A 20,458-nucleotide genomic window follows, 5' to 3' on the forward strand; every position below is an offset into this window, starting at 1 on the left:
TGTCAGAGTCTGCCGTCGCCTGAGGTTCGCGCCTGCGCGAACCCGATGATCCGCCCGCCGCCCGCGCGCCTCTCGGACGCGGCGGCGTCATCCTGCGCGACGACCAGAGACATCTCCTTGAACATCTCCAAACCCGAACAGCGCGTGCTGCACGCGCTGGCCCAGGGCGGGTGCATCCGCCTTATTCGTGACGAGCGCGGCCGCATCGAGCAGATCGACTGCATCACCCGCGAAGGCTATCGCCTGGCCACCTGCGGCCGAGACATGTTTTCGCGGCTGAAGCGCCGACGGCTGATCGCTTCCAGAGACGGGCAGCCCTATCGCATCAGCCGCGAGGGCCTAGCCGCCGTCCGCGCCCAGCTCGACAACCGCTGACGATTCTCAGCCGGGCGGAGCCCGAAGCGGCCGGCTTTCGGAGGCAGGCGCCGCGGTTTGATTGTCGAAGATCCGCTGCTGGGCCGGGCTGAGCAGGTCGTAGAAATGCACCACCGCCAAGCCCTGCAGGCGGAAATCGGCCTGATCGGCGGCCATGGTGGCCTCGATCAGGGCGATACGCCGCGGCGTCGGCAGGCGCGGCATCAACTCGGCCGCCTGCTGGTGTCGCGCCTGGGCCGCGGCCGATGGCGTGATGGCGGCGGCGTAGGTGCGCCAGGCCGGCTCCTGGTCTGGCGTCAGCCCCAGGGCGTCGTGCAGGCGAATAAGCGCCGCCGGCGGCGCAGGCTGAGCGGACTCGGATTGGGCGGCGGCCGGACCGGCCAGCAGAAGCAGAAGGCCGAGGCCCGAAATCAGGCGCTGCAAGATCATGCCTTTCATGAAACGTGCTCCGGTGGTGTGCCGGAGGCTTCACCAAGCCCGCCGCGACCCGTGATAGGCCGCTGTGACGCTGGCTGCAACCGAGCGGTTCTGCCGCCGGCGGCGCGCCGGATTGACAGTCGGCGCCATTTGCATAATACATCGTATTAATGGAGATCGCGATGAGCGCGGCCGTCGAAAACAGCGAATACGCCCCCACCGGCACGGTCGAAGAGTTGCTGCAGGTGGCCGAGCGGATGTTCGCCCAGCAGGGCGTCGAGAACGTCGCCCTGACCCAGATCGTCGCCCAGGCCGGTCAGCGCAATCGCTCGGCCCTGCACTATCATTTCGGCTCGCGCGACGGGGTGCTGACCGCGGTGATGAACCGGCGCCTGGCGCCCTTGAACGCCCGCCGCGAGGCCCTGGTCGATGCGCTGCCGGCCGACTGCTCCGTGCCCCAAATCCTCCATGCCTACGCCGCGCCCCTGGCCATGGTGGCCATCGAGGAGCCCTGGGGTCCCGACTATCTGAGCCTGCTGGCCCAGCTCACCTTCCACCCCCAGCTCCTGGGGTCGAGTTCGGTCGAGGACCAGCACCTGACCGGCCTGCGCCGGTGCCGCCGCCTGCTGGCGGGCGCCCTGCCCGATGTCGCGCCGGAGCTTCTCGACCAGCGGCTAGGCTGGCTTCGGGACAGCCTCGTCTTCGCCCTGGCCCGCTGGGTGCGCGATACGCCGGCGGAGGCCCGTAGCGCCGCCGCCCTGAGCGCCCTGCTGGACCAGATCATCATCTACGGCGCAGCCGGCCTCGCCGCGCCCGTTCGACCCCATCCCTGACCTGAAAAGGACGCGCCATGAGCCGCAAGCCCCCCTCCGGCGAAGATTTTCATGGCGTGATCGGCCGCACCTACGCCGAGTCCAAGCCCTGGTGGCCGCCTGCCAAGTTCAAGGATGGGGCGCCCAATGTCGTGATGGTGGTGCTGGACGACACCGGCTTCTCCCATTTCGGCTGCTATGGCTCCAGCATCGAGACGCCGAATATAGACGCCCTGGCCGCGGGCGGCCTGCGCTTCACCAGCTTTCACACCACGGCCCTGTGCTCGCCGACCCGGGCCTGCCTGCTCACAGGCCGCAACCACCACGCGGTCGGCATGCGGGCCATCTCCAACTTCGACACCGGCTTTCCCAATATGCGCGGCGCCATTCCGCGCTCGGCCGCGACCCTGGCCGAGATCCTGCGCGACAACGGCTATGCCACATTCGCCACCGGCAAGTGGCACCTGGCGCCCATGGCCGAGTGCTCGGCCGCCGGCCCCTACGCCAACTGGCCGCTGCAGAAAGGCTTCGACCGCTATTACGGCTTCCTGCAGGGCGAGACCGACCAGTTCTTCCCCGAACTGACCAGCGACAACCATTTCGTCGATCCGCCGGGCGGGCCGGAGGACGGCTATCACGTCTCGGAGGACATCGTCGACAAGTCGGCCGGCATGGTCCGCGACCTGACCTCGCTGGTGCCCGAGCGGCCGTTCTTCCTCTATCTCGCCTTCGGCGCCATGCACTCGCCGCACCAGGCGCCTCAGGCCTATCTGGACAAGTATCGCGGCAAGTTCGACGCCGGCTGGGACGTGGTGCGCGAAGAATGGTTCGCGCGGCAACAGGAGCTGGGCGTGATCCCGCCCGGAACCCGGCTTGCGCCGCGCAATCCGGGCGTTCGTCCGTGGACGGAGCTGTCGACCAACGAGCAGCGCTTCGCCTGCCGCCTGCAGGAAGCCTTCGCCGCGATGCTTGAGCACACCGACCACCAGATCGGCCGCCTGGTCGAGTTCCTGAAGTCGGTGAACCAATGGGACAACACCCTGTTCATCGTCATGTCCGACAACGGCGCCAGCCAGGAGGGCGGCGCCAGCGGCGTGCTCGACGAGATGAAGTGGTTCAACGGCATCCGCGAGAGCGTCGACGAGGCGGTCGAGCGGCTGGACGACATCGGCGGCCCCAACAGCCACTGCAACATCCCGTGGGGCTGGGCCCAGGCCGGCAACACGCCGCTGAAATGGTACAAGCAGAACACCCACGGCGGCGGCGTGCGCGACCCCCTGGTGATGCATTGGCCCAAGGGCATCGCCGCCCGCGGCGAGATCCGCGACCAGTTCTGCCACGTGATCGACATCGCCCCGACCCTGCTCGACGTGCTCGGCCTGGGGCAGCCCGAAGTGGTCGCCGGCGTGCCGCAAATGCCGGTGCACGGCGTCAGCCTGAAGCCGAGCTTCGCCGATGGCGCGGCAAGGATCGAACGCGGCGCGCAGTATTTCGAAATGCTCGGCCACCGCGGGATCTGGAAGGACAGCTGGAAGGCGGTCACCCATCATGAGCCGGGGACACCGTTCGAGGAGGACAAGTGGGAGCTCTACCACCTGGCCGCCGATTTCTCGGAGTTCGAGGACCTGGCCGAGCGGGAGCCCGAACGGCTGAAGGCCCTGATCGACCTGTGGTGGGAGGAAGCCGACCGACACGGCGCCCTGCCGCTGGACGACCGCGGCCCCTTCGCCCTGTTCGCCGCCTCGCGGCGGCCCGGCCTGCCGACCTCGCGCAGCCGGTTCGTCTATCACCCGCCGATCTCGCACATCGTCACCGACGCCTGCCCGCCGGTGGCCCGCGGCTGGACCACGCGCCTGTCGCTGGAGCACCCAGAGGGCGCCGCAGATGGGGCCCTGGTCGCCCGCGGCAGCATCAACAGCGGCTGGGCCCTGCTGGTGAAAGACGGCCGGCTGGTGTTCGACTACAACGAGTTCCACCATCACGCGCGCCTGGAGGCGTCCGCGCCGCTGGCGCCGGGTGCGCGGGAGATCGTGCTGGAAGTGGTCCGACGGCCTGACGGCGGCGGCGACGTGCGGCTGAGCGTCGATGGGGAGACGGCGGCGACCGGCGCCCTGCCCCGGCTCCTGTTCATGATCTCCTCCACCGGCATGGATATCGGCCGCAGCCTTTCGCCGGTGACAGCCGACTATGCGGCGCCCTTCACCTATCCCGGGCGCATCCGTCAGGTGGTCTTTGAGATCCCCGATCTCGCCGCCATGGGCGAGGTCAAGGCGTTCGTTCGTGCGGAGATGACGCGCCAATAGCCGAGGGCCGACTTGACAGCATAGCCGGGGGGCGGCACGCGCAGATCAGGCCGCCAGAGGACGTTCGCGCATGCTGTTGGGACTGTTCCTGGTCGCCGCCTGGGCCGGAACCCAGAACGCCTTGGCCGGCGGCGGCTCGTTCGTGACCCTGCCGGCACTGATGCTGAGCGGGCTCGACGCGCGCGCCGCCAATATCGCCTCGACCCTGGCCCTGTTTCCCGGGCAATGCGCCACCGGCTGGGTGGGCCGCAAGATGGTCAGCGGCGTCAATGGCCTGTCGTTCAAGGCCCTGTCGCTGATAAGCCTGGCGGGAGGCGCGGTCGGAGCCGTGCTCCTGCTGTCGACACCTTCACCCTTCTTCGCCCGCCTCGTACCCTGGCTGGTGCTGATGGCCACGGGCCTGTTCGCCTATGGCAGCTTCGGGCCGCGGCGCCACGCCGCCGAGGGCGGCCTGGACCCGCGGCTAGCCGGGGGCATCCAGTTCCTGATCGCCATCTATGGCGGCTATTTCGGCGGCGGCATCGGCTTTCTGATGCTGGCCGCCCTCACCGCGGCGGGCCTCGCGGTCCGCACGGCGGGCGCCACCAAGAACGTCCTGGCCAGCGTGATGAACGCCGCCGCCGTGGCGGTTTTCCTGTTCACGCCAGGCGTGCCGTGGCTCAGGGTCGGGGTGGTCTCGGCCGGCGCCATCGCCGGCGGCTATGGCGGGGCGCTCTTGCTGCAAAAGGTCGACGAGCGGCTGATCCGCGGCTTTGTCGTCGTGCTGGGCCTCGCCCTGACCGTGGGCCTGTTCCTGCGCCAGCCGCACGGATGAACCGGCGTGTGCTCCTGGCGGCGGTGCTGGCGGCCGGCTTGGCCGCGTGCCTGTGGCTGAGCTGGCCCGGCCAGTTCTCGCCGGATTCGATCTGGCAGCTGATGCAGGGGCGCACAGGCGTCTACAACAACTGGCACCCGCCGGTGATGGCGTGGCTGCTCGGCCTGTTCGACCGCGTTTCGCCGGGCGCCGCGGGCTTCATCGTCTTCGACGCCGGCCTGGGCTATGGCGCGCTCCTGGCTTTTGCAGCCTTGAGCCCACGTCCGCGCTGGAGCGCCATCCTCGCCGCGGCGGCGTTCTGCGCCTCGCCATTGCTGCTGATCTACCAGGGCGATGTCTGGAAGGATGTGCTGTTCGCCGACGCCGGCGTGGCCGGATTCGCCGCCCTGGCCTGGGCGGATCGGCGATGGCATGAGCGGCCCTGGCGCTACGGCCTGATCGCGCTCGCGCTCGTCCTGTTCGCCCTGGCGGTGCTGGCGCGGCAGAACGGCGCGCTGGTCGCGCTATGGGCCGCGGTCGGGCTGGCGGCTCTCGCCTGGCGGCATGCGCATAGCGGTCCCCGGCGCCCGGCGATCGCAGTGCTGCACGGCGCCCTTGCCCTGGCCGGTTGCCTGGTCCTGGCCGGCGCCGGCGCGACCTTCCTGGCGGCGCACGGAGACGGCGACCCGGCCCAGGCGCAACAGGTCGAGTGGGTGCAGGCCTGGGACCTGGCCGGCGCCTTGCGCGCCGATCCGAAATTCGACCTTCGCGCACTGCAAGCGACGTCGCCCGACGCTGCCTCGCTGGTTCGCGGCGCCGCGCCCGTCTGGAAGCCGAGCCGGATCGACAGCCTGATCCTCTATCCCGGCGCCGACGAGGCCCTCGACGGAGCCGGCCCAGCCGTGGCCAGCCAGTGGCGTAGCCTGATCCTGACCCGCCCCCTGCTCTACGCCCGGGTCCGCCTGGCCGTGCTGGGTCAGATCCTGGCCACGCCCAACCTCGGCGACTGCCGCCCCCTGTTCATCGGCCTGGATGGCGACAAGGCCACCCTGGACAGGCTGAAGTTGCCGCCCCGGAACCGCGACCGTGACGCCCAACTCAGGGCCTATGGCGTAGCCTTTGTCGGAACACCTGTCCTCTCGCATCTGGTCTATGTGGGGCTGGGACTGGTCGCCGCCGCCTTCGCCGTCAGGGACATGCGCCGACGCAGAGACATCGGCGACAACCTGATCATCCTGGCCATGCTGGGCGCGGCCGCCAGCTTCGCCCTCAGCTTCGCCGTCGTCGGCCTGTCCTGCGACTATCGGTATCTGTACCTGCTGGACCTCGCCGCCATGGCGGCCGTCCTGCACCGGCTCGCCAAAGCCTAGATCACCGCGCTTTCGCGCAGGATCTGCTCCAGCCGGTCGATGTCGATCGGCTTCTGCAGCACCGGCGCGCCTTGCAGGTCCTTGCGAACGCCCGCCTTGCCGTAGCCGGTGATGAAGGCGAAGGGCACGCCGCGTTCGGCCAGGATGTCGGCCACGCCAAAAGAGTCGCCCCGGCCCAGGTTCACGTCCAGAACCGCGAACTGCAGGGCCTCGCTGCGCGCCAGCTTCTCCCCTTGTTCCACCGTCATGGCCGGCCCGACGATGGCGCAGCCCAGCCCCTCGAGTACATCCTCGAGCAGCATGCAGATCAGGGCTTCGTCCTCGATCACCAGGACCTGGGGTTGCAACTCAGCCATCCCAACCGCTTTCACCAAAGGCCTGCGCCGGTTCGATCGAGGCCTTGATCATGCACCGCAGGCCCGCCTCGGTGAAGGCCATGTTGGCCATGCCGGAAAGCTCTCGCCCCAATCCGAGGATCATCCGCGTGCCGAAGCCCCGATGCGCCGGCTCGCGCGCCGGCGGCCCTCCGGTCTCGACCCAGTCCAGGTGCAGGGTGCGGCCCGCCAGACTCCAATGCACCTCAACCTTGCCGTCGGCCGCGGACAGCGCCCCGTACTTGGCGGCGTTGGTGCACAACTCGTGGAAGGTAAGGGAAAAGGCCAGGGCCGCTTTGGGCGACAAGCGCACGGTCGGGCCGCTGATGTCGATCCGGCCGGCGCCGGCATAGGGGCCGATCGCGCTCTCGACGATGTCGACCAGATTGGCGCCGTCCCAGCTCTCGCGGGTCAGGATGTCGTGGGCGCCGGCCAGGGCGCTCAGGCGCGCGTTCAAGGTGTTGCGCGCATCCGGCATCGAGCCGGCCGTGCGCAGGGTCTGGCTGGCGATCGACTGGACGCTGGCCAGGGTGTTTTTCACCCGGTGGTTCAGTTCGTTGACCATCAGCCGCTGCAGCTTGACCACCTGGCGCATCTGCTCAGTCGATTGCTGCGCCGCGTGCTTCGAGCGCCGCGCCACGTCCAGGGCGCGGGTGAGGCGCCTCTGGGTGCGTTCCTTGTCCGCCAGGGCCGCCATGGGCACGATCGCCGAGGCGACCATGGCCGCTAGAAAGCTCTGCAATCCCATGAAAGAGGCGTCTGGCGTGCTGTGGTCGATGATGGCGAACGGTCCTCGCCCGAGCGACGAGCAGGTCGCGGCGATGATGGTCATCAGCACCGCCCCCAGGATCATGTAGGGCGGGCTGAGGCGGAAGGCGGCCAGGACCACCAGCGGGAACACTACCAGACCCGCCGTCCCCTTCGGCTCGACGAACACCACCAGCGTCACCGCCACGAGCAGGCTCAGAAGGCCGGCGCGCTCGATCGGATTGGCGGTGCCGCCGAAATCGAAGCGCTTCATCCGCGCGATCATCAGCGAGGTGGGCGCGCCGATCACCATGCCCAGGAAATCGCTGGCCACCAGCTTGGGCCACTGGGCGGCGAAATGCTGATGGAAGCTCTGAGAAAAGAACACCGCCCCGATAGTCCCCACCGCCAGGGTGGCCGGCAGAATGGCCAGGAAGATCATCGAGCCCAGCCGGCGCAGGTCAGTGACGTTCAAGGCCGCGCCGCCCACCCGGCGGATCAGGACCGCCGCCAGGAAGGCCTCCGAGATGTCCATCACCGTGATCACGAAAGCGGGACCCAGCGGCGTGCGGCCGACATAGCAGGTCGAGACGAAATCGACCGCGGCGGCGACCAGAGTGATCGCCAACGCGGGACCGCGGGGCAGCAGCAGCAGCCCGGCCGCCAGGATGCCGTTGCAGGGCCAGAAGATGGCCAGGCTGGCCGAGCCCGTGGTCCATTGATAGGCGAACAGGGTCACCAGCAGATACGCGGCCGCAAAGGCGCCGGCCATCCGCCAGCCCCGGTCCGCACGCGGCGCAACGAAAAGCCGCAGACCTGTCACCCGATCCCCATATCGATACGCGCACACGCTATGCGGACAGCACGTCCCCAAAAGGACATCTCGACTGATCCGCCTGTCCTGGCAAGTCTTTGAGGGTTCGATCCTTTGGCGGTCTTGGCGAAACCCGCCTGGCCGGAATCAGAATTTCAAGGTCAGCCGCAGGGTCTCGTCTTTACGCCTGACTGTGGCGGTGATGCTGTCTCCGAAGGCCAGCCGCGTGAGGGCGGCGTTCATCTCGGCCTCGGACCTCGTGGGTTGGCCGGCAAAATCCAGGATCCAGTCGCCCTTCTGCAGGCCGGCGATTTCGGCCACCGAGCCCGCCGCGATATGGGTCAGCCGGACGCCGCCCTCGCTCGGCGGCGAGCCGCCGAAGCCGGCCCGTTCGGACCAATCTGCGCCCAGCGGCAAGGCCGGGAGAATCCGAGGATCCACGTCGTAAGGCTTGGCGGCATAGGGCGACAGCGCCGCCAACTGTTGCTGGATCAGGCTCGCGGGGATCTCGACGATCAGGCTCGAACCGCCCCGCCCCCGCAGCTTGAAAGCGGCGCCGGTGCGGGCATAGGCGCGCATCTGCTCGTCGCTGATCTCGAGGCCCATGACTTCCTTGTACCGGCTCTTGGCCCCGTAGAGCCCCAGGCCGCTGGCGAGGTTCAGGCGATTGAAGACGATCAGCGAATGGGCGGCGGCGCTGTCGTCATAGGCCTGGCTGTAGCTGTGGCGGATGCTGTCGGTATAGACCTCGGTCAGGTGCAACTGGTGCACCACCATCCTGGTGTGCTTTTCCACCAGGCTGCGCAGATAATAGTCGCCGCCATCCGATCCCTTGGCGTTCAGGGCGACGTCGGGGCCCGAAAGATCGATCACCGGATCGAACTGGTCACCCTCGACGCTGAATCCCGGCGGGACCTGCGCTGTGGCGAGACCGGCCAACGAGAGCATCGCCAGCGCAACCAGGACTGCCCGCATCATGCGCCTCTCCTCAGGTCGGCGGATCGGCGCCCAGCCGGATGGGCGGGCCACCAAACCTGGCGGACTTATCCGTGGCGATATCCCCGACGGCTCTCAGCCTGGAGCCCGCTTCGCGCAGGCGGATAGGCCAGCCCCAGCCCAGCGGAACGTCGTCAGCCGCCAGCCCCTGGAAAGCGAGGCCGTGGCGCTCGGCCAGATAAAGCGCCCTTTGCAGATGGAACCGCTGAGAGACCACGATCACCCGATCCTGGCCGAACACCTCGCGGGCCCTCAGCACGGAATCCAGGGTGCGAAACCCCGCATAGTCGCGATAGATGCGCGCCGCCGGCACGCCCGATGCGATCAGGGCGTCGCGCATGTCGGCGGGCTCGTCATAGCCGCCGGCGCCGCGGCCGCCGTGGGCCTGGCTGCCCGAAACGATCAGATAGCGGACCTTGCCCGCGGCGAAGAGGGCCGCCGCGGCTCGTATGCGCCCGGTGAAATAGGGATTGGCCGCGCCCGAGCGCAGCCGCTGCGAGGTCCCCAGCACCAGGCCGGCCTGGGCGGGGGCCAAGGCTTGCGGCGCGTCGGCGATCAGGCGATCGGTGCGATGCGAGACATAGGTCCACGCCGCCGCGGTCAGCGAAACCAGCGCCAGCAGGGCCGTCAGAACGAACCGGGCGATATTTCGCATTCGACTCCCGAGCCTGCTGAAACGGAATGGGAAGCTGTCGAACAAATATGGAACACCGCCGTGATTTAAAGTCAAGGTTGTAGCCGTCTGCCGGGTCCTGGTTCAGCAGCGCCCGGAACCTACCCCCGGGAAGGTTGAATTATCCGGGCGCGAATGGCCCGTTTCGATGCTGTCTGCCGCTTGAGTTTGCATTCCGTCCACCACTTCCAAGACACGTGGGGGTTCGATGCTGCGCTCATCCGTCCAGAACCGCCCGCCGGCCACCCCGATCGGTCGCTTCGCCGACACCATGCTGTGGCCGATCCGCCGGTTCACCGATTCCGACGTCGATGCCGCGACCATCAAGCGTGTGTTCCGGTCCAAGCACGTCACGGACCTGCAGCTGATCATGGCCTTCGCCATTCTGTTTGGCGTCCTGGCCTTGGTGATCGGCGCACCCCTCTCCCTCGCCTACCAGCATGTGGAGCTCTTGACCGCTGATCACGCCCCGCTCGCGCCGCTCAAATTCGGCGACCGCAGCCTGATGGCGGCGAAGGATTTTCTGACCTTCTTCGGCCCGATCCTGGCCGGCGTCGGCGCCGTCGTCGCCTGGGCCTACCAGACGGCCAGCGCGCGGCTCGGCGTCGTGGACCTGTTCGCCTGCGAGATCAGCACGCTCTGCCGGGTGGTGGCTGTGGTCGACACGGTCCGCCATCGGGTGGCGGAATTCCAGGCCGGCGCGCCGGCGGCCAAACCGGGCCATGACGAGGCTCACGCCTTTACCTCCCAGGAAAGCTATTTCCCGGTGTTCGAGGCCAATTCCAACGAGCTTCAGTCGCTGGAGGCCAAGGTCGTGATCCACATCACCGCCTTCTACAGCTACATCAAGGCCACGCGCGACAGCGGTCGCGGCCTGGCCGCCGCGACGCCCAGCGACGAAGACCGCACGCCCTTCGCCCAGGGGCTTGCGCTCGGCCCCTGGCGCACGGCCTTGCGCACCCTGATCTACATGCTGTTCCTGGGACTGGAGAGCGGGCGCAAGTCGATCCACCACCTGGTCGAGTTCGAGCCGGAGGAGGCCGAGCGCATCCTGGTGATCCTGATCAGCGAGATCGAGGCCTATCATTTCCTGCGCCAGCAATATCCCGACGCCACCGACATGCATCACCAGCGCATCATTCTGCGCGAGGCCGACTATCGCCGTGAGGTGCCGATCCTGATCGACCAGGTCGACCGCAGCTATCGCGTGGCGGAGTCCGCCGCCAAGGCGGCCGACTCCTTCGGCGACAAGGCCGGTCTCGAAAACGCGCTCAGAAAGCTGATGAACTGGGAGGCCGCCGAGCGCCTGTTGCCTGAGGTCTGGCGGCGCTACGAGGCGGCCGGCCTGTCGACCGGGGCGCGCCACACGCTCCTGGACCTGCCCGGAGCCGGGAAGGCGGCCTGCTTCGATGTGGCCGACGCGGCGAGGCGGCAGATCGCCGAACAGCCCGAGGCCTGAATTCGGCGCACCCTCTTGCGGCGCCCCCGGGTTCGCCCGTTGGATTGCCGTTGGGGACATGAACAACCATTCCGTAAGGCTCCACAGGTAGCCTGAGCTGGGATGGCGTTGGGGGCCGCATGGGCGGGGAAGGATCAGCAGCGCTCGCAGCGCGCGCAGACGCGCAGGCGTTCAGCGGGGCCTCGTGGCGTTCTCTGGCTCCATGGCAGATCGCCCTGTCGTTCGCAGCCCTGTCTGCGCCGATCCTGCTGTTCGCGCACCCGGCGCTCTGCGACTACCAGAACCATCTGGCCCGGATCTGGCTGATCGCAAACGACATGCCCGGGCGCCCGGCGGTCCCTTTCTACAGCGTCGACTGGGGCCATATCACCAGCGACCTGGGCGTCGACCTTGCCGCCCGCCTGCTGGGCGGGGTGCTGACCGCTGACCAGATCGGCCGCCTCTGCCTCTCGGCCGCGGTGATGCTCCCACCGTTGGGGGCGATCCTCTTGAACCGGCGCGTATTCGGCGGGGGCAACGCGACCCAGCTGCTGATCCCCTTCTTCGCCTGGACGCTGACCGTCCTGGCCGGCTTTCTGAACTACCAGATCGGGCTGGGGCTGGCGCTGCTGTTCGCAGCCTTGGACCCCATCTTCAAGGCGCGCGGAGCGGCCGTTCTGATGGCTGCGCGATGCCTCTGCGGTGTGATCCTGTTCCTGGACCACGCCCTGGCGCTACTGTTCTACAGCCTGCTGATCGGAGCCCTGACCTTCGGACCAACCGGCCCCGGCGCCCAGCCCATCGGCCCGCGACTGGTGCGCAGCATCGCCGCCGCGTTCAGCGGCTTTGTCCCCGTGCTGCTGCTCAGCCTGGCTTATCGCGTGACGCCGGGAAATCACCACCCGGCCGGCGCGGGGCTGAAATACGCCTGGAACACTCTCAGCGACACCCTGCTCGCCCTGACCTCGCCGCTGGTCAGCTATGACCTGAGGATCGATGCGATCCTGGCCGTGTTGCTTGCCGGCGCCGTACTGTTCGCCCTTTGGAAAGGCAAGATCAGGCTTCACGCCGGGCTCGTGGGCCTGGCCCTGGTGCTGCTGATCATCCAGCCGTTCCTGCCCAGCGCCACGCCACAGGGCGGCTGGACCGACCGGCGCCTGCCGATCATGGCCCTGCTCGTCCTGCTGTCGGGCGTGCAGGCTACCTTCCCCGCCCGCCGTGCGGCAGGGCTGGTCTTCGCGCTTGCGGCCTTTGGCCTGGTCATCCTGCGGACCGCCTGGATCGGATGGAGCTGGCAGGGCGCCGAGCGCCTATCCGACGAGGTGGCGGCGGCCATGAGCGCGGTTCCGGCCGGCGCCGCGGTGCTGCCGGTGCAACATGTCGCCAGCCCTGCCGAACTCGCCGCCGCGCCCCGCGGCCGCTTCATCTTCCACCACGAGGCGACCTACCGGCATCTGCAGGCCATGGCCCTGCCCGACCACGGCGCCTTTGTTCCCACTGAATTCGCCCAGCGCGGCGTACACCCGATCCGGCTGCAGAGTCCCTGGGACCAGATCGCCAACCCCGAGGGCGGCGAGTTGGCCAGCGTCGACGCCCTCAGCGACGCCCGCCTGATCCCCGCCAATGCGTCCTATGTCCGCGCCTGGCGCTCGCGGTTCGACTATGTGCTGGTGCTGAACGCGGACTATCCGGACCGCAACGGCGTAGCCCCGCCGCCAGGGCGGCTGGCCCTGGTCCGCGATGCGGGCTTCGCCGTGCTCTACAGGATCGTCAGGCGCTGAGCCGCGGCCGTCAGGTCACCAGCCGCGCCAGGTCCTCCATGATCAGCTCGGCCGCCCGCAGCCTGGCGTTGGCGCTCTCCCATTCGCCCTTGACCACCAGCTTCTGATCCGGGCGCACGCGCCAGATGGCGGGTTTCTTCTGGATCAGCTGGACCAGGCCGACCGGATTGGGGAAGGCGTCGTCGCGGAAGGCGATCACCGCGCCCTTGGGTCCGACGTCGATCTTGGACACGTTGGCGGTGCGGCACAGGCCCTTGATGCCCACAACCTTGAGCAGTTGGTCGGCTTCGGGCGGCAGGGGACCGAAGCGGTCGATCAGCTCGGCGGCCAGGGCTTCGCGGTCCCCGGTCTTCTCCGCCTCCGAAAGGCGCCGGTAGAGCGCCAGGCGCACATTGAGGTCCGGCACATAGTCCTCGGGGATCAGCACCGCGACGCCGGTATTGATCTGAGGCGACCAGCCACGCGCGGTCTCCAGCGCCGACGGCCCATGCGCCTTCAGCTCGGCGACCGCGTCTTCCAGCATCTGCTGATAGAGTTCGACGCCGATCTCGCGAATGTGGCCGCTCTGCTCGTCGCCCAGAAGGTTGCCGCCGCCGCGGATGTCGAGGTCGTGGCTGGCCAGCTGGAAGCCGGCGCCCAGGCTGTCCAGCGACTGCATGACCTTCAGCCGCTTCTCGGCCGACAGGGTCAGCTGCTTCTCCGGCGGGGTGGTCAGGTAGGCGTAGGCGCGGGCCTTGGAGCGCCCCACCCTTCCCCGCAACTGGTAGAGCTGGGCCAGGCCGAACATGTCGGCCCGGTGGATGATCAGGGTGTTGGCGGTGGGGATGTCGAGTCCGCTCTCGACGATGGTGGTCGACAGCAGCACGTCGTACTTGCCGTCGTAGAAGGCGCTCATCACGTCTTCCAGCTGGGTCGGGGCCATCTGGCCGTGGCCGACGATGAACTTCACCTCCGGCACCTGCTCGCGCAGGAACTTCTCCAGGTCCGGCAGGTCCTTGATCCGCGGGGCGACGAAATAGGCCTGGCCGCCGCGATATTTCTCACGCAGCAGCGCCTCGCGCGCGACCACCGGGTCGAACGGGGTGATGTAGGTCCTGACCGACAGGCGGTCGACCGGCGGGGTGGCGATGATCGACATCTCGCGGATGCCGGACAGGGCCATCTGCAGTGTGCGCGGGATCGGCGTTGCCGACAGGGTCAGCATGTGCACCTCGGCGCGCAGCTCCTTCAGCGCCTCCTTGTGCTTGACCCCGAAGTGCTGCTCCTCGTCGACGATGACGAGGCCGAGGTTCTTGAAGCCGACCTGCTTGGACAAGACCGCGTGGGTGCCGATCACCAGCTCGATCTCGCCCCTGGCCAGACCCTCGCGGGTCTTGGCGGCCTCGGCGGCAGGAACCAGGCGCGACAGGCGGCTCACCCTGACCGGCCAACCGGCGAACCGCTCGGAAAAGGTCTTGTAGTGCTGGCGGGCCAGGAGCGTGGTCGGGCAGACCACGGCCACCTGCTTGCCGCTCATGGCCATGACGAAGGCCGCGCGCAGGGCGACTTCGGTCTTGCCGAAGCCCACGTCGCCGCAGATCAGCCGGTCCATCGGACGGCCGGCCGCAAGGTCGGTCAGCACGTCGGCGATGGCCGCCAGCTGATCCTCGGTCTCCTCATAGGGGAAGCGGGCGCAGAACTCGTCGAAGACGCCGCTCGGCGGATCGACTTCCTCGGTCTGGTTCAATTGGCGGGCGGCGGCGATAGCGATCAGGCCCTCGGCCATCTCGCGCAGCCGTTCCTTGGCCTTGGCCTTGCGCGCCTGCCAGGCCGCGCCGCCCAACCGGTCCAGCTGCACCCCGTCGGTCTCGCTGCCGTAGCGGGTCAGAAGGTCGATGTTCTCGACCGGCAGATAGAGCTTGGACTCGCCGGCATAGTGCAGTTCCAGGCAGTCGTGCGGCGCGTCCTGCACATCCAGGGTCTTCAGCCCTTCGTAGCGGCCGATGCCGTGGTCGATGTGCACCACAAGATCGCCGGGGGTCAGGGAGGCGGCCTCGGCCAGGAAGTTCTGCGCCCGCCGCCGGCGCTTGGGCCGAGCCAGGCGGTCGCCCAGGATGTCGGTCTCGGAAATGACCGCCAGGTTGTCGGTCTCGAATCCGGTCTCCAGCGGCAGCACCACGCGCTGGGGCTTCTTCGGATCGGCCGCCTTGGCCGCCTGCCAGTAGGGTGAAAGGGCGATGCCGGAAAGGCCGTGGTCGGCCAGCATCGAGCCCAGGCGCTCGGACGAACCCTCCGACCAGCTGGCGAACAGCACCCGCTTGCCCTGGGCGCTCAGCGCCTTGGCGTGGTCGGCGGTGGCCTGGAACAGGTTGACGCTGTCCTGCGCCCGCTCGGCTGCGAAGGTGCGGCCCTGGCGCGCGCCCATGTCGACCACAGCCAGGTCGTCGTCGTGCTGGAAGGGCGTGAACAGGCGGTGCGCGCGGTCGCCCAAGGCTGCGTCCCACTGCTCGGCGGTCAGATAGAGGGCGTCGGGCTCCAGGGCGTGATAGCCGCTGCGGCCCTGGGCGCTTTCCTTGCGCGCGTCATAGGCGTCGGCGATCATCGCCAGGCGCTCGTCTCGCGCTTCCTTGGCCAGGTGGTCGACGCCGATCAGGGCGCCGTCCGGCAGGTAGTCGAACAGGGTCTCCAGCCGGTCGTAGAACAGCGGCAGGAAGTGCTCGACCCCGCCCTTGCGCACCCCCTCGGTCACGCCAGCATAAAGGGCGTCGTCACCCGGCGCGCCGAAATGGCCGACATAGCCCTTGCGGAAGCGCGAGATGCTGTCTGCGTCCAGTAGCGCCTCGGAAACCGGCAAGAGATCAATGGCTTTGAGCTGCTTGGTCGAGCGCTGGGTGAAGGGATCGAAGGCGCGGATCGATTCCAGGGTGTCGCCGAACAGGTCCAGGCGCACGGGCTCTTCCTGACCCGGCGGGAATACGTCGATCACCCCGCCGCGGACGGCGAACTCGCCAGCCTCGGTGACGGTCGAGGCGCGTCGATAGCCGTTGATGGCGAAATAGCGCTCCAGGTCCTTGATATCGACGTCACGGCCCGTGGCGGCGCGATAGCTGGCGCGGTGGATGACCTCCCGCGGCGGCGTGCGCTGCAAGAGCGCCGGAACCTGGGTGACCAGCAGCCGCGGCTTGCCGTCCGCCTCGCCCCCGGCCAGGCGCGACAGGGTCGCCATGCGCTGAGCCGAGATCCCGCCCGACGGCCCCAGCCGGTCATAGGGCAGGCAGTCCCAGGACGGCAGGCGCAGGATCTCGATCTCGGGCGCAAAGAAGCCCATGGCGTCGATGAAGGCCGAGGCCCGGGCGCCGTCGCGCGCCACGAACACCGAAAGGCCGCCGCGGGCCCGGGCGATGTCGGCCATCACCAGGGCGTCAAAGCCCTCCGGCGCCGATCCCAGGATCAGGCGGCCGTCGAACTGGGCGATGCGCTTTTGGTCTTGCGGCGAGGGCAACGGGATAGGTCCTAAAGTATCGGTCAATTCGGGAAGCGAACGCGAGCGGTGAACTCAGGTCGAGCCGTTCATGCGCCCCTGCCTGAACCGCTCGCGCCGACAGTCAGGTGGAACGCCTTCAAGCGGTCCAGCACCGGACCTTCCATCTCGGCCGGCGCGGGGTCGCGGCCGATGATCCAGCCGTAGAGGTCGTGGTCAGGCTGGTCGATCAAGTGTTCGAAGGCGTCCAACTCAGTGTCGCTGAGCTCGGCCAGATGCGCGTCGGCGAAGGGGCCCAGGATCAGGTCGGCCTCTCGAAAGCCCCTGTGCCAGGCGCGGTAGCGGATCTTGTTCAGGCGGGGATCGCTCATGAGGTCGCGCATATAGAACGTGCGCGCGCACGCCGCCACCCAAGCTATGCTCCTTTCATGCGCCCGCAGATTCTGTTTCCCCTGTTCGCGCCCTCCGCCAACCTGAAAGGGGTCGGCCCGAGGACCGCGCCGCTGCTCGAGAAGCTGGCGGGGCCCCTGGTGCGCGACGTGCTGTTCCTGGGGCCGCAGAACCTGGTGCATCGCCCCGTGGTCGCGGCCAACCAGGCCCGAGACGGCGAGATCGCCACCCTGCACGTCACCATCGACGCCCACCTGCCGCCTCAGCGCTCGAACCAGCCCTATCGCATCCGCACCTTCGACGGCACGGCCTTCCTGACCCTGATCTGGTTCAAGGTTCAGGGCGACCACCTTCTGCGCAGCCACCCCGTGGGGGCCAAGCGCGCGGTCAGCGGCAAGGTCGATCATTTCGGCAGCGAGCTGCAGATGGCCCACCCCGACTATCTGCTCCCGATCGAGCGGGCCGGCGAGATTCCGACGCGCGAGGCGGTCTATCCGGCCACGGCCGGCCTGCCGCCGCGCACGGTGCGCAAGCTGGCCCTGGAAGCGCTGGAGCGGGCCGCCGACCTTCCGGAATGGCAGGACCCTGCCTTCCTGGCGCGCGAGAGCTTCCCCGGCTGGCGCGAGGCCCTGGCCCGCCGCCATGCGCCGGCCAGCGACGCCGACCTCTCTCCCCTCGCCCCGCACCAGCGGCGCTTGGCCTATGACGAGCTGTTCGCCCATCAGCTGGCCATGGCCCAGCGCAAGGCCCAGCGGCGCAGCCAGCCGGCCGAACCGATCCCGGCCTCGGATCTCGCCACCCGCATCGAGAAACACCTGCCCTTCGCCCTCACCGGCGCCCAGGTCCGCAGCCTGGCCGAGATCCGCGGCGACCTGCAGTCGGGCGAGCGGATGTCGCGGCTGCTTCAGGGCGATGTGGGGGCCGGCAAGACCGTGGTGGCCATGCTGGCCATGGCCGATGCGGCCGCGGCTGGCTTCCAGTCGGCCCTGATGGCCCCGACCGAAATCCTGGCCCGCCAGCACTTCGAGACCATCGCCGCCCCCCTGGAAGCGCAGGGCGTGCGCGCCGTCCTGCTCACCGGCCGCGACAAGGGCGCGGTGCGCGCCGACAAGCTGATGGCCCTGGCCGGTGCTGAGGCCATGATCGCGGTCGGCACCCACGCCCTGTTCCAGGACGAGGTGCGCTTTCGCCGCCTGGCCCTGGCGGTGGTCGACGAGCAGCATCGGTTCGGCGTCTCCGAGCGCCAGCGACTGCAGGAGAAGGGGCCGGCGACGCATCTGCTGGCCATGTCCGCCACCCCGATCCCGCGCACCCTGGAGCTGACCGTCTATGGCGACCTCGACGTCTCTCGCCTGGACGAAAAGCCGCCTGGCCGCCAGCCGGTCGCGACGCGCGCGGCGCCCAAGGGCCGGATGGGCGAGATCGTCGCCCGCCTGAAGCAGGCTGTCACCACCGGCGCCCAGGCCTTCTGGATCTGCCCGCTGGTCTCGGAATCCGAACTCAGCGACCTCGCCGCCGCCGAGGCGCGGGCCGAGGACCTTCGAAAGCACATCGGCCCCAGCGTCGGCCTGGTCCATGGCCGCCTGCCCCCCGCCGAGAAGGACGCGGTGATGGCCGAGTTCGCTGACGGCGAACTCAAGGTGCTGGTCGCCACCACCGTGGTCGAGGTCGGGGTCAACGTCCCCAACGCCACCATCATGGTCATCGAGCACGCCGACCGCTTCGGCCTGGCCCAGCTGCACCAGCTGCGCGGCCGGGTCGGACGCGGCGCGCGGGAAAGCAGCTGCGTGCTGCTGTACGATCCGCCGCTTTCCAAGACCGCCGAGGCGCGGCTGGACATCCTGCGCCGGACCGACGACGGCTTCCTCATCGCCGAGAAAGACCTGGAGCTCAGGGGCGGCGGCGATCCCCTGGGCCTGAAACAGAGCGGCTTTCCCGCCTATCGTCTCGCCGACCCGGTCGCCCACCGCGACCTGATCGCTATAGCCGCCGACGACGCCCGCCTGGTCCTGGCCCGCGACCCCGACCTCGCCAGCCCGCGGGGCCAGGCGATCAGGGTGCTCCAGGCGCTGTTCGACTGGCGACCGGGCTCGGGCGGCGTCACGGAGGCGGGCTGATGCGGGCCCGTTTGAGCGAAAACACCCTGTCGTCATTGCCTGCCGGTGTCGAAAGGCCGGCCTACGACCGCAAGGCGACTTCGATCGGCATCGTGCATATCGGGCCCGGCGCCTTTCACCGGGCGCACCAAGCCGCCTATTTCGACGCGCTGCTGCACCGTGACCCGCGTTGGGGGATATGCGCCGTCTCGCCGAACAACCCCGGGGTGCGGGACGCCCTGACGCCGCAGGACGGTCTGTACACGCTGGTCACCTTGGACAAGGAGGTCGGTTTCAGGGTGATCGGCGCCATCGGGGAGATCCTGGTGGCCCCCGAGACGCCGGCCCAGGTGTTTGCCCGCCTGGCCGCATCGGAAACCGCCCTCGTCACCCTGACCGTGACCGAGAAGGGCTACCGCCTCGCGGCCGACGGATCGCTCGACTTCCGTCACCCGGACATCGAGCGCGATCGGGCCACGCCCGCGGTCCCGGCCAGCGCTGTTGGCTGGTTGGTGGAGGGCCTGCGCCGGCGCAGGGCCCAGGGGTGCGCCCCGCTCAGCGTGCTGAGCTGCGACAACCTTCCGGGCAACGGGCACAAGCTCGGCGCGGCCGTGCTGGCCCTGGCCCGAGCCCAGGGCGACGCGGCCTTGGCGGACTGGATCGCCGAGGCCGTGGCCTTCCCGAGCAGCATGGTCGACAGCATCACACCTGCCACCGACGATGCGCTGTGCAATCTGGTCGCCGGCAAACTCGGCCTCGACGATGCCTGGCCGGTGCAGCGGGAACATTTCACCCAGTGGGTGGTCGAGGATCGCCTTAAGCCCGGAGCGCCTGACCTCGCCGCCTGCGGCGTACAGCTGACCAAGGATGTCGGACCCTTCGAACAGGCCAAGCTGCGCCTGCTGAACGCCGCCCATTCCAGCCTCGCCTATATCGGCGCGCTGATGGGGTTCGAAACGGTGGCCGAGGCCATGGCCGAGCCCGGCCTCGCAAGGTTCATCGAGCGCCTCTTGCGTGAGGATGTGGCGCCGAGCCTGAAACCGTCCGCCGATCTCGACCTCAGCGCCTATATCACCGCGATCCTCGACCGGTTCCGCAATCCGGCGATCCGCCATCGCCTCTCCCAGATCGCCGTCGACGGCTCGCAGAAGCTGCCCGTGCGCCTGTTTGCGACCATCGAGCGGGCCCTGGCCGATGGCCGGCCGATCGGGCGGCTGTGCATTCCCATCGCCGCATGGATCGCCTTCGTGGTGCAGGAGACCCGCGCCGGCGGCGCCCTGGTCGATCCGCTGGCCGACACCCTGGCGGTCCTGGCCCGAGCACCGGGCGACGCCGATGCGGTCGTCGGCGGATTTCTGGCCTCGGGCTCCGCATTCCCATCCCGCATCGCCGCTTCACCGATCTTTCGCGCCGCGACGGCCTCGGCCCTTGCGGGCCTTTCCGCCGGCGAGTTGAGAGCGCTGCTGGAACGATCGTGAGCACGCCGCTCGGCGAAGAAGCAGCCGCTCGACCATGGATAGAACAGCGCCGTCAAGGCGAAGAGATAGATGTTTAGAGTTGAAATTTACAACAACCTGAACTGTAAATACGCAGTACTATTGGTGACGACTGTCACCCAG

At 68.8% G+C, this 20,458-nt stretch carries 16 protein-coding genes; 9 read left to right on the forward strand and 7 right to left on the reverse strand.

The genetic code is table 11. From position 1 onward, the window contains the following. Window positions 1-117: 117 nt before the first annotated feature. Window positions 118-375: a YjhX family toxin gene (locus KCG34_RS03270; protein WP_211938973.1), complete on the forward strand. Its 258-nt coding sequence runs from the start codon at window positions 118-120 to the stop codon at window positions 373-375. A gap of 6 nt (window positions 376-381) precedes the next feature. On the opposite strand, the gene KCG34_RS03275 is transcribed toward KCG34_RS03270, so the two are convergent. Then, window positions 382-813, reverse strand: a complete 432-nt coding sequence (locus KCG34_RS03275) for a Spy/CpxP family protein refolding chaperone (RefSeq protein WP_211938974.1) — start codon at window positions 811-813, stop codon at window positions 382-384. 161 nt (window positions 814-974) lie between these two features. Between KCG34_RS03275 and KCG34_RS03280 the strand changes: the two genes are divergently transcribed. The 4 genes from KCG34_RS03280 to KCG34_RS03295 all read left to right on the forward strand — a co-directional run bounded on the left by KCG34_RS03280 (window position 975) and on the right by KCG34_RS03295 (window position 6,070). After that, window positions 975-1,625, forward strand: coding sequence for a TetR/AcrR family transcriptional regulator (locus tag KCG34_RS03280; RefSeq protein WP_211938975.1), 651 nt, complete (start codon window positions 975-977; stop codon window positions 1,623-1,625). 17 nt (window positions 1,626-1,642) lie between these two features. Then, window positions 1,643-3,907, forward strand: a complete 2,265-nt coding sequence (locus KCG34_RS03285) for an arylsulfatase (RefSeq protein ID WP_211938976.1) — start codon at window positions 1,643-1,645, stop codon at window positions 3,905-3,907. Between the two features lie 70 nt (window positions 3,908-3,977). After that, window positions 3,978-4,721 (forward strand): sulfite exporter TauE/SafE family protein, encoded by a 744-nt coding sequence (locus tag KCG34_RS03290; protein WP_211938977.1) that lies wholly within the window; start codon window positions 3,978-3,980, stop codon window positions 4,719-4,721. After that, window positions 4,718-6,070: a hypothetical protein gene (locus KCG34_RS03295; protein ID WP_211938978.1), complete on the forward strand. Its 1,353-nt coding sequence runs from the start codon at window positions 4,718-4,720 to the stop codon at window positions 6,068-6,070. The genes KCG34_RS03290 and KCG34_RS03295 overlap by 4 nt, the downstream gene beginning before the upstream one ends. On the opposite strand, the gene KCG34_RS03300 is transcribed toward KCG34_RS03295, so the two are convergent. From KCG34_RS03300 to KCG34_RS03315, 4 genes are all read right to left on the reverse strand, one after another. Continuing rightward, window positions 6,067-6,426: a response regulator gene (locus KCG34_RS03300; RefSeq protein ID WP_211938979.1), complete on the reverse strand. Its 360-nt coding sequence runs from the start codon at window positions 6,424-6,426 to the stop codon at window positions 6,067-6,069. The two genes, KCG34_RS03295 and KCG34_RS03300, sit on opposite strands and share 4 nt — an antisense overlap. Further along, a complete protein-coding gene (locus tag KCG34_RS03305) occupies window positions 6,419-7,963 on the reverse strand; it encodes an HWE histidine kinase domain-containing protein (RefSeq protein WP_211938980.1) in 1,545 nt (514 codons plus the stop codon). Before KCG34_RS03305 ends, KCG34_RS03300 begins: the two co-directional genes overlap by 8 nt. A 189-nt stretch (window positions 7,964-8,152) precedes the next feature. Then, the gene (locus KCG34_RS03310) at window positions 8,153-8,983 is read right to left on the reverse strand and encodes a PDZ domain-containing protein (protein WP_211938981.1); all 831 of its coding nucleotides are present in this window, start codon (window positions 8,981-8,983) and stop codon (window positions 8,153-8,155) included. 10 nt (window positions 8,984-8,993) lie between these two features. After that, entirely contained in the window at window positions 8,994-9,656 is a 663-nt protein-coding gene (locus KCG34_RS03315; protein ID WP_211938982.1) for a SanA/YdcF family protein, read from the reverse strand. A gap of 226 nt (window positions 9,657-9,882) precedes the next feature. On the opposite strand from KCG34_RS03315, the gene KCG34_RS03320 reads away from it, so the two are divergent. Both KCG34_RS03320 and KCG34_RS03325 read left to right on the forward strand, forming a co-directional pair. Then, on the forward strand, window positions 9,883-11,133 hold the full coding sequence (locus tag KCG34_RS03320; protein ID WP_211938983.1) for a hypothetical protein: 1,251 nt from the start codon (window positions 9,883-9,885) through the stop codon (window positions 11,131-11,133). Window positions 11,134-11,252: 119 nt separating this feature from the next. Further along, complete coding sequence (locus tag KCG34_RS03325; RefSeq protein WP_211938984.1) at window positions 11,253-12,893, forward strand: hypothetical protein; 1,641 nt, start codon at window positions 11,253-11,255, stop codon at window positions 12,891-12,893. Between the two features lie 10 nt (window positions 12,894-12,903). Here KCG34_RS03325 and mfd read toward each other — a convergent pair whose 3' ends face one another. After that, complete coding sequence (gene mfd / locus KCG34_RS03330) at window positions 12,904-16,374, reverse strand: transcription-repair coupling factor (RefSeq protein WP_249138200.1); 3,471 nt, start codon at window positions 16,372-16,374, stop codon at window positions 12,904-12,906. Between the two features lie 68 nt (window positions 16,375-16,442). After that, window positions 16,443-16,724, reverse strand: a complete 282-nt coding sequence (locus tag KCG34_RS03335; protein ID WP_211938985.1) for an FAD assembly factor SdhE — start codon at window positions 16,722-16,724, stop codon at window positions 16,443-16,445. A 57-nt stretch (window positions 16,725-16,781) separates the two neighbouring features. Here KCG34_RS03335 and recG point away from each other — a divergent pair, with 57 nt between their 5' ends. Then, window positions 16,782-18,860 (forward strand): ATP-dependent DNA helicase RecG, encoded by a 2,079-nt coding sequence (recG, locus tag KCG34_RS03340; protein WP_211938986.1) that lies wholly within the window; start codon window positions 16,782-16,784, stop codon window positions 18,858-18,860. Continuing rightward, on the forward strand, window positions 18,860-20,317 hold the full coding sequence (locus tag KCG34_RS03345; RefSeq protein ID WP_211938987.1) for a mannitol dehydrogenase family protein: 1,458 nt from the start codon (window positions 18,860-18,862) through the stop codon (window positions 20,315-20,317). Before recG ends, KCG34_RS03345 begins: the two co-directional genes overlap by 1 nt. Window positions 20,318-20,458 lie beyond the last annotated feature (141 nt).

This window comes from Phenylobacterium montanum (assembly GCF_018135625.1).
GTDB classification, from domain to species: Bacteria; Pseudomonadota; Alphaproteobacteria; order Caulobacterales; family Caulobacteraceae; genus Poindextera; species Poindextera montana.